9 protein-coding genes are annotated in these 12,708 nt (G+C 37.2%); 6 read left to right on the forward strand and 3 right to left on the reverse strand.

Annotated elements, in window-relative coordinates:
- The first annotated feature begins 1,238 nt into the window (after positions 1 to 1,238).
- The 3 genes from DYY65_RS05585 to DYY65_RS05595 all read left to right on the forward strand — a co-directional run bounded on the left by DYY65_RS05585 (position 1,239) and on the right by DYY65_RS05595 (position 5,185).
- A complete protein-coding gene (locus tag DYY65_RS05585; protein ID WP_162476995.1) occupies positions 1,239 to 3,485 on the forward strand; it encodes an amino acid permease in 2,247 nt (748 codons plus the stop codon).
- Between the two features lie 510 nt (positions 3,486 to 3,995).
- Positions 3,996 to 4,400, forward strand: a complete 405-nt coding sequence (locus DYY65_RS05590; RefSeq protein WP_162476996.1) for a hypothetical protein — start codon at positions 3,996 to 3,998, stop codon at positions 4,398 to 4,400.
- Between the two features lie 221 nt (positions 4,401 to 4,621).
- Complete coding sequence (locus DYY65_RS05595; RefSeq protein WP_236561690.1) at positions 4,622 to 5,185, forward strand: response regulator; 564 nt, start codon at positions 4,622 to 4,624, stop codon at positions 5,183 to 5,185.
- A gap of 840 nt (positions 5,186 to 6,025) precedes the next feature.
- Here the strand turns inward: DYY65_RS05595 and DYY65_RS05605 are convergent.
- Positions 6,026 to 6,532 (reverse strand): tetrahydromethanopterin S-methyltransferase subunit A, encoded by a 507-nt coding sequence (locus DYY65_RS05605; protein WP_162476999.1) that lies wholly within the window; start codon positions 6,530 to 6,532, stop codon positions 6,026 to 6,028.
- 578 nt (positions 6,533 to 7,110) lie between these two features.
- On the opposite strand from DYY65_RS05605, the gene DYY65_RS05610 reads away from it, so the two are divergent.
- The 3 genes from DYY65_RS05610 (at position 7,111) to DYY65_RS05620 (ending at position 9,757) form a co-directional block, all read left to right on the forward strand.
- Positions 7,111 to 7,863: an ABC transporter ATP-binding protein gene (locus tag DYY65_RS05610; protein WP_162477000.1), complete on the forward strand. Its 753-nt coding sequence runs from the start codon at positions 7,111 to 7,113 to the stop codon at positions 7,861 to 7,863.
- A gap of 116 nt (positions 7,864 to 7,979) precedes the next feature.
- Complete coding sequence (locus DYY65_RS05615) at positions 7,980 to 9,176, forward strand: ABC transporter permease (RefSeq protein ID WP_236561691.1); 1,197 nt, start codon at positions 7,980 to 7,982, stop codon at positions 9,174 to 9,176.
- A gap of 365 nt (positions 9,177 to 9,541) precedes the next feature.
- Positions 9,542 to 9,757, forward strand: coding sequence for a hypothetical protein (locus DYY65_RS05620; protein WP_162477001.1), 216 nt, complete (start codon positions 9,542 to 9,544; stop codon positions 9,755 to 9,757).
- A gap of 378 nt (positions 9,758 to 10,135) precedes the next feature.
- Here DYY65_RS05620 and DYY65_RS05625 read toward each other — a convergent pair whose 3' ends face one another.
- Together DYY65_RS05625 and ilvD are read right to left on the reverse strand one after the other, a co-directional pair.
- Positions 10,136 to 10,636 carry a universal stress protein gene (locus DYY65_RS05625; RefSeq protein ID WP_162477002.1) on the reverse strand — a complete coding sequence of 167 codons (501 nt, stop codon included), beginning with the start codon at positions 10,634 to 10,636 and terminating at the stop codon, positions 10,136 to 10,138.
- A 156-nt stretch (positions 10,637 to 10,792) separates the two neighbouring features.
- Positions 10,793 to 12,475: a dihydroxy-acid dehydratase gene (gene ilvD / locus DYY65_RS05630; protein ID WP_162477003.1), complete on the reverse strand. Its 1,683-nt coding sequence runs from the start codon at positions 12,473 to 12,475 to the stop codon at positions 10,793 to 10,795.
- Positions 12,476 to 12,708: the final 233 nt, after the last annotated feature.

Genomic DNA, 12,708 nt, shown 5'->3' on the forward strand with positions numbered 1-12,708 from the left:
ATCTTGGCTAAATGAGGATGGTAGAGGTAGAAACACCAATCGCATTCAAATTAGGCCAATAGTTGAAAACGCTGCTGTCACCTCTCTCTATAACTAACTAATTAGGACACACTTTTCATTGCAATCATTACACATTACAAATTAGTTGATGCTTCTCAAGGGACTAACGATGTGAACCCTTTGTCACATTTCGTACAAGGAAATATTATGTCGCTCATTTCTTCTCCCATCCCTTCCCTTTCCTTCTAATCTTACTTCTATATTCACCTAATCTGGATTATGCCACATGTTCAAGCCACATTTTTTGAATGCAATATTAGCGATTCAAATTGTAAACTGAGTTTTAGGGACTGACACATAGATGCTAGGATAAAAGTTATCAATATTCTTTCGTCTTTCTTTTAGATAGTAATTGAAGTAGAAAAAGTAGAAATTCACTGTAGGTATAAGCTTTTGGATATGCTGGTGCAGGCCGCGTCACGATATTATTCTTACACGGTCTCCTTTTCAGATTGCGAGACCAACCAATATACAGCATATCTGTAGATTAGCATATGATAAGCTCATAAATCACTTGATTGACTTAGAACAAAAAGGCATGATACATAAAGATATGGAAAATAATGGACCAATTACATTGACAAACAAAGGTAAGATGTTCATAAAGCAATATACGAAATTAGTAAATCTACCATCGACAGTACTGAGCTATAAGGCTGGCTAGTTATCTCTATACTGGCCAGTTAGTAAGAAGAAGAACGGTCAAGTCTTTACCTATTGTGTGTAAGTTACATGGGAGTGTGTCAAACTTGTTATTTGATCTCTTTTTCAGGATTGCTAAGAAGACTGACAGTATAATTATATGTTCTTGAGACTGAGAACGTCCCTAGTTTTAAGACTGTTTTCCTTTGTATATAGTTCTATAAATTCCGTCTCCCTTATGATATGATATTAATCCTTGATTCTATAAGATTGACAGGTATGTTTTCAATCTGTCTGAGAATTTGTTTATCTGTAACTTGTTCATTAACTTTGTGAGGAAGTAGGAGGCATAGTTTCCAGAGCTAAGAGATAATAAGAATATGAGGATAGGATTCGGGTTCATAGATCTTATCACAAGGGTCTACCTATTAATTACTATTCAAATATCCTAGGCTGACGTTTTGCGAACTCTAGAACCTTCTAAACCTTTAATTTCCCTACCGAGTATAACATACAGGAGCAGATAAAGAGTATAGTTGTCTACGCCCTACAATGAAGATACTCCATCCCACCCACATAAACAACACCTAGTCCGTTCCTTGGGTTTTCTGGATATCATGATGATCGGTATAGCAGGCCTAGTTGGCGGCGGTATCTTCGTCCTTACCGGTCCAGCCATTGGTCTAGCAGGGGGTGCGGTTATAATAGCCTTCATAATCAACGCAATAATCACCCTTTTCACAGCCATGGGATATGCAGAACTCGGCTCTGCAATACCTGAGGCTGGCGGCGGATATTTGTGGGTTAGGGAAGGTCTACCAAGGCCAAATGCTTTCATTAGTGGCTGGATGGCATGGTTTGCACATATTATTGCTGGTAGCTTGTACGCTGTAGGGTTTGGGTCGTTTCTCTTCAGTCTGTTAAAAACAATACATATTCTTGGAGATCATCCGCTGTTTGGAATTTTTCCTTTTGATAAGTTAATCGCAGTAGCATCAATAGCTGCTTTCACTTATATCAATGTTAAAGGAGTTTCAGAGACAAGTAAAGTTGGAATAATAGTAACAATATTTCAGCTAGGAACCATTGCCGCGTTAATAGGCGCAGGCTTTTGGACAATTTATACTCATTCAAACTGGAGCGTAAATTTTGCTAATTTGATCCCAAATGGCGTAGGCGGAATTGTAGCTGCTATGGGTTTGACATTCATAACATTTGAAGGCTACGAGATAATAGTTCAAACAGGAGAAGAGGTAAAGAATCCAAAGAAAAATATTCCAAGGGCCATTTTTACGTCACTAGCAATTGTAGTTGTTCTGTACTGCCTTATTGCTTTTGTTTCTATAGGCGCAATATTTCCTAAAGATATCCCATCGTGGAAATTCATAGGGCATTATGGTGATCTAGGTATAACTAAAGCCGCTGAACTCTTTCTTCCCTATGGAGCATTTGTAGTAATCATTGGAGGTATTGTCTCTAGCCTAGCAGCATTGAATGCTACTACCTTTTCTTCTTCAAGAGTTTCATTTGCAATGGGAAGGCACTACAATCTGCCGCACCAGCTTAGTTCTATACATTCTAAATTCAAAACACCTTATGTAGCCATCGTAATATCGGGCGTCGTAATGGCAGTTGTAGCTTATACACTTCCTCTCGATCAGATAGCTGTTGCTGCTGGGGTCATTTTCTTGTTGTTGTTTACCCAAGTAAATATCGCAGTCATTAACATAAGAAGAATATATGGCGATAAACTAAGCTATGGATTTAAGATTCCTTTATTTCCAATAATTCCAATCACAGGTGTCTTTCTAAATCTTGGCCTCGCATTATACTTACTAGCCACTCAGCCTCTAAGCTGGGGTATAACAGCTCTTTGGATATTAATAGGCTTTGCCCTTTATCGTATGTACACCTTTAAAAAGGAAATCGAGCATTATGCCCCTCTTGTAACAAGCGAAGGCGATCTAACTAGGAAGGAATATAGGATTTTGATCCTATATACACCGGATAATCCTGACAGGCTCATAAAGTATGCGATAAGAGTCGCCAAAGAGAAGGATGGGGAAGTAGATGTATTGAGAATACTTACAGTACCAGATCAAACACCACTATCCGCAGGAATTGCATTTGCTGATGCTGCCAGAAAATCATTCGAACCTTTGGAAAAAATGTTAGAACAAGAAAATATTTTGACTCACTGCCTATTTAGGATTTCGCATGAAACAACCGAAGCAGTATTGGCAACAATTGAAGAACAAAAAATTGACTTGGTAATTACTGACTTTGAAATATACAGAAATAATAGGGCGCTTCAAACGCTAGCTACCTGTGATGTTCTTGCGATTAGAACAACTGGAGATGATATTACCTTATTTGAATTTTCAGACGAGAGTGAAAGGCTGAATTTATCACAAGGCATTAAAAAGAATATGGTTGTTTTATATGATGACCGTGGAGACCACTCAGATCTTGTACTAAAGGCAACAAGCTGGTTGGAACACTCCGGTAAGTTTAATGTAAGTGTGTTAGCTGTGAATAAAAAACATGAAATCAATAATGCAAGGGACACCAAGGAATTCGAAGATCCTATAGCAGAGGATAGCAAACGTAAGGAATATCTAGAACAAGTAGGAGTTGAATTTAACGAAATTTATCTATCTGAGGAAACGAGCAAGAGTAGCGAGAAATCTGCTAACTTGATTTTGTCTGCAGTTAATGCATCTCAGCCTGATTTGGTAGTCACCGGCGCAACTGTCGGAAGGTTTAGCTTCTATCTCTTTTAGATCAGCTAAACTGCCCTATTGTAATTGCAAGACAATTCACTTTTCCTGGTGTACATCGTGTAAAGGCTTGGTTCCTGAAACTTATCAGAACTATCGAGATAAAAAACAGATAGTATGAGCAGGATGGGTTAACGGCTGTTATTCATTTCAGAATCTCGTCCATAATACTTGCTAGCTTCTTAATCCCAACTGGTTTTTCTATATGGCATTCCTTCTAAATTTCAGGGTTCTATGACCGGATTAGAGTTAAATTATTCTGCAATCAATCACATTAAGAGACTTTGTTAATAAATGACGTTACTTCTTTTTTGAGTTGTCTTCTCTTATGAATATCCGCATTTATACTGTAAATCGCATTAAAGCAAGGAAATAACTTTTGGCAAAAGGTATAATAGCAATAAATATATTGGTTTAGAAAACCAACGAACTGCCATACCCGATACCTAGATGACAAATTTGTCAATAATTATGAAGGTGTTACTCTAAATATGAATTTTTGAGTTTTTTACGATGGTCGGTCATAACAAGTATGCACGACAATCTAGACTACAAAAGAAAAAAATACAGACGATAGAGAGCAGCTATATTCATAAAACAAAGGCCGACGTTGTCGAAGATTGGTTTGTAGAAAGATTTGTGGACAAATTGCGGAAAGTATCTGTTGTTGTCCAACAGACCCACATACCCCATATACTGTATAGAACAACTATAGAAGGAAATGAAGACGCATTAGATGAAGAAGTTTGTTTGATGAGTGAAAAATATATTATTGTCATAAGGTATGCTTACGGCGGCTTTATCCCATCAAAGTTTCAAAAAATTAAGATCTATACATTAGATAAATTTGCCAGAATGATTGCACAAGATAGAAACACAAATCTCCTTGTAGAGTGCTTGAGGAATTTAGAAGAGTAGTAAAGGAAAATTAAACGAAAACAACTCATGTCAGTATCTTTTGCGTTTAGATTGTAAGATATATTACCTGAACGCATTAGTTAATTTGGCTATGGTCAATACCCTATCTGTTAGTAAATTCTCGTTTACAATATGATTAATTTCTTAATTTCAGATGCTATAAAAGAAAGCTGGTAGCGTTGATACTAAAGCATGTCCAACATTGCTCTGCTTGATTAAAAATGGGTAAGACAAGCATGAATATATTAATAGCTGAAGATGATAATGATATTTCAGCACTGTATAAAACTTTATTAGAAGCAAGAAACCACAAAGTTACTTTAACCTCAAATGGTGAAGAATGTTTAAAAACCTATCACGAAGTGTCACAAGGGATGATTCTTTCTCACGCTAGAGGTATAACATGCTTTCAAGTACCATTCCATGCAGTATTACTAGATTATAAGATGCCTCAAATTAACGGTATGGAAGTAGCAAAAGAGATATTGGCAGTGAACTCACATCAGAGAATAATATTCGCGTCTGCATACACAGAAGAAACCTTATTAGATTTAGTGGGACAGCTGAAACTGGTGGTAGAACTCATACAGAAACCATTTACCACAAAAAGACTAATTGATACTTTAGAAGATAAAGACACATATGAGGAATTACTGAAATTTAATGTTGATATAGGCGTAGTGAAGGCCTTTTTACCGACCCATGAACAAATAACAGACTTGTTGGAACGGCTTAGAAGCTTTCAAAAAGATGATAAAAACAATGTGTCTTGCACTTCAGCCTAGTTAACCTAGTGAGAAAGCTACAGATGACAATATTCTTTCATAATCTATTAGAATAACTATTGATTGCTACATAATTACTCCTGCATTGTTGAATTATTCAACGTTAGATTGGCAGAAGCGTGGATGGGTAAAAAATAACTTTGTTAACTCACAATGTTTAGCATGTTTTATCTAGTCTCTCCATCTTAATGTAATTGGTGATTTAAATATGAAAACCATTAAATTGGCTAAATTGGATAGGCTAACCAATTTTAGTAGACTAACTAAGCTGAGTAGAGTAGAATTAGGACTAATCGGAAGAATCGCAATCGTTGCAGGGATCATGTTGTATTTGATATTATCACAAGGGGGGCCAGCTGTACGTTGTGGGTTTTGCTAATAATCTAATTTCGCTTAGTAAGAGAAAAATGAAATACACGGCTATCTCTAATCCGAACATCTGCGAACCTGTATTTAGTGATGACATTGGATTATGTCTATAAATAAATATCCTGCTCTGGCCACCACAACGAGACTAGCATCAGGGAATTGATCGTAACCTATTAAACAAGAAAACAATTTACAGAAAAGAGTAAAAGTTCTGTGATATTCTATATTTCCACAGCATACCGCGTATTAATTGAAAGACATATAAATTTTGATTCATATTCAAATTTGTAAGCCTTTTAGTGACTTGTAGGTCAGACTTGGCATTATTGAATTGTGCTTAGTAACGAATATGAATTCCTTGTATTTTATAAATATGCAGTCCTGGAAATATGCATTTGTATTCGAACAATATTTGGAGCTCCCATTCTAGCCTTTTGTATATATGGATAGCAGGATCTCTAGTTAATTCTGTCATGGCCGCATTATATCTAACGATAGTATGGTGTCTCTTATAGTTTCAATGTTTTCACAAGCTATTAGATTATGAATTGTGATCTGCGTTCTAAATGATTTAATATCTTCTTGAGATGAAATTAAAAAAGGGTAAGGACTGACCGCCCCAATAATTCTACCAACATCGTCCATACCATTTTTATGAAGTGATATCAATGCCTGTCCTGATTGATGTCCTTTGACTTCCTTGCCACATATAATCAAATGACGCAACTCTGGTTCATTTAACGTAAATTGAATAAGTTTATCTATTCCCTTGTTTTCTGAGAGTAATCTTCCAATAATTAGAATTCTGCCCATTATATCATCAATATTTGAAATAGTCCTAAGTAGACCTAAACTAGATAATGTACAAATAGCTATACTTTTTCCTTCTCCAATAAAATACCCTAGCTTAACTGGGATGAGAATCTCACATAGCCTTCCAGCGACATTTTTTAACTTCCAATTAAGCGTAGTATTCATATTAATATCAAGATACAGAACAACCGTATATGTAAATTTGTGTGCATCAAACAGCGACTAAGCTTCAGGTTTTTGTTATGACTTAATTTTTCAACTAGCGGCATGTCATGAATCATTCTCAAGGTAAATTTATTCCCCGCATAGTCTCAAGTCTCGCTTCTACCTTTTCTGTTTTGAATTTCCTGGAAAGTAGGTCATCTCCTAATACTCTTTTTAATGAGGAAAAGACAGTGTCTACTATCCATCGTCTTCCTGTATCTTTTAGCTGCTCCCATTCCTTTATATCATATCTTCCTGATTAGCAACACTTTATCTCTTCGTAATGGACATCCTTTCGTTTTAATAGACGCATTCTTTCTTATTTGAATGGCAGATTCAATATTCAGATTATCTAACAAATTAATACTGCGTAGATTATCCTGAGCCTTATCCGCACACTCTCAATATGATATTCCTCAGATCTCCTAAACAAGATTGATCATATAATGCATTTCAAAGGAGCACATTGTAAATTAACATTGTTAACTCACTTGGTTAAGCAGGTTTTAATTTTATCCGCGTTGTTATTCCTAATATCTATGTTAGTTGTTAGAAATCGCGGGGTTGGATCTCGCACTCAACAAGAATATATTCAGGACGAGATTACCCTAAGGGTCGAAAATCTCTCCAAAGTTTATATTTCATCGATGGGAAAGGTTGTCTCCCTTAGAAATGTCAATTTCATGGTTAATAAGGGAGAATTTGTGTCTGTAGTAGGTCCTTCAGGCAGCGGGAAATCTACTTTGTTGAACATGCTAGGAGCTTTGGATAGACCATCTTCTGGTAGGGTGTACATTAATGGAATAAACATATTCTCGCTAAATGATTCCCAAATTGCGACTATGAGAAATAATACAATAGGATTTATTTTTCAAGCCTATAACTTGATAAATAGAACGACTATATTGAAGAATGTAGAATTCCCTGGAATTACAGGTGGCATGAATGATAGTGATAGAAGACGACGAGCTTTGAAGTTGTTAGATTTTTTAGGAATCAAAGACAAGGCCAAGTACAAACCAAGCAACCTTAGCGGTGGCCAACAACAGAGAGTAGCAATTGCAAGAGCGCTGATGAATGATCCAAAATTAATACTAGCTGATGAACCGACAGGAAACTTGGATACAAAAACGGGGGAGGATGTTTTCAATTTATTGATGTTGTTATCTCACAAATTCAAAAGGACTATAATCATGGTAACTCATAATCCCGAACTCGCAGCATTGTCTGACAGAGCAATACACATTAGAGACGGTTCTATAGAAAAGGAGGTCGTTAACCTTGAAAGGTAATGTAGATAGTCTTAAACCTTTAGCTATCTCTGGTACAAAAAAGGAGTCAATTACATAAAAAACATAACAATAGTAACAAGAATCTGAAGCAAGTCTTCCTACTATCTTTTGATGCTTTGAAGGAAAGAAAGGCAAGGTCTGCTTTAACAATATTGATGGTTGTTGTTGGCGGTGGTTTAATGATTGCTATTAATGGTATGAGCGCAGGTCAGAGTACTTTTGTAAATAAGCAGCTAAGTACCTTAGCGCCCAACGTCCTGACTGTTAGCTCGGGTCAACATGGATTTCGCGGACCTTCAGGGCCTCCTACTATTATATTTAATTCAGAGGTCGTAAATAGAATAAAATCATTGCCCTATGTTCAGCAGGTCATCCCTGAATATCAAGGACAGCTACAACTTAATGCAATGGGTAACATTCAAAATGTACAAGTCTTAGGAATGGACCCTACTAAACTTACTTTAATTTCGCCTTCCTTACAACTTGTACCCGGTTCTACTGTCAAAACCAGTAATCCTACTGGAATGTTAGTAGGTGACAGCATAGCCAATCCTCCAGGACTAACGACTCCATTTGTAACAGTGGGTCAAACTGTAAAAGCAACATATTCATTTGCAGATCCTACTACAGGTAAATTACAAACAACATCAAGGAGCTTTGTAGCAACTGGAGTAATTGCACCTACTGGTAACAATCAGATTGATAAAGCAGTAATAATCAACGAGGCTACTGCTAATTCTCTATTCCACAAATCTGGGAAATATGACTCTATGGCTGTAGTCGCAATTTCTGCTGATTATGTTAATGCAGTACAACAAGAGATCACTAGCATTTATGGCAGCAACAATATAGGAGTGATTACACCAAAGGCAATATTACAGACAAGAGAGAGATTTCAGAGTGGAAACAGCTCTTTTATTCTAGATATTGCATTCATTTCACTATTAGTTGGTACTGTTGGCATTATTACTACTCTCTACACATCTGTTAATGAAAGAATAAAGGAAATTGGAACTATGAAAGCTATTGGTGCGAAGAGTACATTCATTCTCTCACTATTTATGAGCGAAGCATTGCTTATTGGACTTATAGGATCAACACTGGGGATAGTGATGGGAGTTAATCTAGCCTACGTATTAACAGGCTTTGCTCCATCCTCTCCAGGAGGAGCTGCGGCCCACGTTACTCCTATATTTCTTCTAAGTGATGTTTCTAATGTCTGGATACTTTCAGTAATCTTGAGTCTAGCAGCAGGGATATTCCCGGCTTGGAAGGCATCACGCTTATCTCCATTGGAAGCCCTTAGAAGATAAAGCTATTTGTTTGATGTTAGGCTTGATCTTCCTCCGTATATTTGTATTAGATGCAGTAATCGAGTGAGACGGAATAACTCAGTTATGTGGTGCACTGAGTTCATCTTTAGCATATTCAGCACTGAGCTTAGTATGAACGATCGGTGGGGTGGAACTACACTTGGAAGTAACAGGAAGTTATTGTAGTTGGAGTGACTGCAGTTACTTCGGAAATTCTGCAAGCAGGGTAGCAATCTTCGACAAAGATTTGCTTTTTTGGTGATGCAGATTGAGAAGGCTGTACGTTGTCATAAGATGATTATTTTTCTTAAAAAAATAATGCTACCGCGGTGTTTGCCGCTTTAATCCTGTCTGCTGTTTTGTTGATGACTAGTGGATGTGCTTATCAGCCAGCAAAGGCACAAACAGATAATACGGGCGGACTGTTCGGTGCTTCAAATTTCAAAGATCAAATAGTAAAAGGTGGAAACCATGTCATGGATCAAATTATAAAAGGTGGTGCTGGATTCTTGAATACAACCGCTGCCAGTCTTCCTAACGTCAGAGCTCACTTTGGTACTTGGCAGTCGCAAGCTCTGTAGCATATGAATAGCTACGCGTGCTAATCCGAATGTATATGAACAAAAGGTGAGTGCTTCTGTGATTGACGAAGGTGATATAGGAGGCGCGCCACACAGAAGACGTAAATCAAACTAATCCATATAATCCATCAGCTGTCCTGGTATCTATACAGTCAGTAGTAGCCGATTCAGTAGAACGTTTGTAGATTCTAGACACTGTTAGTCCTAGATTTCAGTCAACCGGTCAAATCTCATGATTGTTATTTTTGGGTTTCTATTCCAGATACCAGATGCTTTTATTATTAATATTGGCTTTAACATAAAAGTAATGCTAAAACTAAATCTAAATGTAAATGGTAGGATATATGTGTCTGAAACTTATTATAAGATTGATTTAGTTCACTTTACTATTAGTACAGGACAATGTGCATAGGTTACAACTCCTGATGCCGTACTACCAAGTAATAGTCTCTTAAAGCCAGACCTTCCTCTAGTGCCCATTACAATTAAATCAATATAGTTACGCTCAGCATACTCCACGATAGTGCCTACAACAGAAATAGGACTAACTACTACTTCTGTTTCTAGATGAATGGTAGCAATTTTTGTATTCTCTTTTACTGCTGTCGAAGCTGCTATAATTTCACTAATCTTGTTAAACCACGGCTGAGAATGTTCCTTGGCATTCTGTATGAATTTTCTTACCTCATCTGGAATTTGATCTTCCGGCATTTTAGATGAGACATTATACAACGTAGGAGATGATGTTACGTATAACGTATATAGCTCAGCATCGTACCTCTGAGCAATAGCAACTGCATAATTTGTTGCATGAAATGACTGCTCAGAACCATCCATGGCAATCAAAATTTTAGATAACCTTTCCGTGCTAGTAGACATATAGGTACTTGTAGTATTTGCTGGTGCCTATGGGTATAAAAAGTAACACATCATATTCTTATTCATAATACTCCCTACCAAAAGTCTACTTAAGTATCTTTACTGGTAGATATTTAGGTGAGAATTACATGAAGTAGTGCACTTCTCTTGGACTCATCATACAGGACGGGTAATGGCTCCCTCTGCCGCTGAAGCCACCTGTGAAGCATATTTTGCAAGAACTCCTGTTGCGTAATGCGGTCTTATTGGTTTCCACTTTTTCTTTCTTTTATCTAGCTCTGATTTTGATACTAAAAGGTCTATCTTTCCTCTTTTAATATCTATTGCTATTTGATCATTATCATTTAATAGTGCAATAGGGCCACCAACCATTGCCTCTGGCGAGACATGACCTATCATTAATCCCCTGGTGGCGCCAGAAAATCTCCCATCGGTAACCAATGCCACTTTGTCTCCTATTTCCTGGCCTACAAGGGCTGCTGTGACGGACAACATTTCCCTCATTCCAGGTCCTCCTTTTGGACCTTCATATCGAATTACTACAACATTTCCCTCATCTATTTTTCCTTCCAATATTGCTTCAAAAGCATTCTCCTCAGATTCAAAGCTTCGTACCTTGCCAACAAACTTTGTTGCCTTTGTATTGGTAATTTTTACAACAGCTCCATCTGGAGCTAAAGAACCCTTTAGAATTTTAAGTGTACCCTCCTTGTTAATAGGATCATTTAGACGTCTGATGATTTCTTGATCTAACCGTGAAGTAGTCAAATCAGATTTCATTGAGGCAAGGTTTTTCTTCATAGTGGACCCAGTAACTGTCATAATATCCCCATGAATCAACCCCTTTCTAAGAAGTCTGTTCAAAATTACTGGAACTCCGCCTATCTTATCTAGGTCAAGCATTACATATTCTCCTGCTGGTCGCAGATTAGCTATATGGGGTGTTCGTTTACGAATTCTCTCAAAGTCTTTCAGATCAAGTTTAATACCCGCCTCCTTAGCAATTGCTAGGATATGAAGTACGGCATTTGTAGATCCTCCTATTGCGTTGACTACAGTAATAGCATTTTCAAATGCTTCAAAAGTCATGATATCTCTTGGACGGATATTATTTTCAAGCAAATTCATAATTGCCTTACCAGAGTCATAACAAATCTGTTGTCGTTTGTCACTTTCCGCTGGAGGAGATGCACTCCCCGGCAATGACATTCCTATAGCTTCGCTTATTGAAGCCATGGTGTTAGCAGTATACATCCCAGCACAAGAGCCAGCGGTTGGGCAGGCAACATTCTCCAAGCTTATTAGTTCTTGTAAATTTAATTTCCCTGTCTGATACGTTCCTACTGCTTCAAAAACATCTTGAGCTGTTACTTGTTTGCCATTCCAGCTTCCAGGCATTATAGTTCCACCATATACGAATACAGCTGGTAAATTCAGACGTGCCATTGCCATTAATGTTCCAGGTAAACTCTTATCACATCCCGCAATACCCACTATTCCATCATACTGATGGGCTATCATCATTAGCTCTATTGAATCAGCAATTACCTCTCTACTTACTAGCGATGCTTTCATCCCTTCATGACCCATTGCAATAACATCAGATACAGATATGGCAGTAAATTCTCTTGGAGTGCATTTTGCATCTTTTACACCTTCTTTGGCTTTTTGTGCAAGTCTACCAAGATGTATATTGCAAGGTGTGGCTTCATTGCATGTAGAAGAGACAGCTACGATGGGTTTGTTTAAATCTTCGTCAACAAGCCCCATTGCCTTGTACATCGCTCTATGAGGTGCTCTGTAGAATCCCTCAATAGTTTTTCTACTTTTAAGCTTCATACTATATGGATCTTATAAAAATATATTAAGATTAGAAGTATGATCGTCTTCGCTGGTTAAGGGATACACAAGGCCATCTTTCAAGAAAAATGAAGAATATGTGAAATACTTAGATTTATAATACTAGATGTATAATAGACACATAACAGAAGTTGCAATAATTACATAATTACGTAATTGCATATATTTCGGTGTTACTTCATAAGTTTGTGACATAATTTATCATCTAACAT

The organism is Nitrososphaera sp. AFS (genome assembly GCF_009898475.1).
Classification (GTDB): domain Archaea; phylum Thermoproteota; class Nitrososphaeria; order Nitrososphaerales; family Nitrososphaeraceae; genus Nitrosopolaris.

Excerpts from the sequence above, each read along its gene's own strand:
- DYY65_RS05620 (WP_162477001.1), top strand. The coding sequence starts at position 9,542 with ATGACTAGTGGATGTGCTTATCAGCCAGCAAAGGCACAAACAGATAAT.
- DYY65_RS05605 (WP_162476999.1), bottom strand. The coding sequence starts at position 6,532 with ATGAATACTACGCTTAATTGGAAGTTAAAAAATGTCGCTGGAAGGCTA.
- ilvD (WP_162477003.1), bottom strand. The coding sequence starts at position 12,475 with ATGAAGCTTAAAAGTAGAAAAACTATTGAGGGATTCTACAGAGCACCT.
- DYY65_RS05625 (WP_162477002.1), bottom strand. The coding sequence starts at position 10,636 with ATGTCTACTAGCACGGAAAGGTTATCTAAAATTTTGATTGCCATGGAT.
- DYY65_RS05590 (WP_162476996.1), top strand. The coding sequence starts at position 3,996 with ATGGTCGGTCATAACAAGTATGCACGACAATCTAGACTACAAAAGAAA.
- DYY65_RS05595 (WP_236561690.1), top strand. The coding sequence starts at position 4,622 with ATGGGTAAGACAAGCATGAATATATTAATAGCTGAAGATGATAATGAT.
- DYY65_RS05610 (WP_162477000.1), top strand. The coding sequence starts at position 7,111 with ATGTTAGTTGTTAGAAATCGCGGGGTTGGATCTCGCACTCAACAAGAA.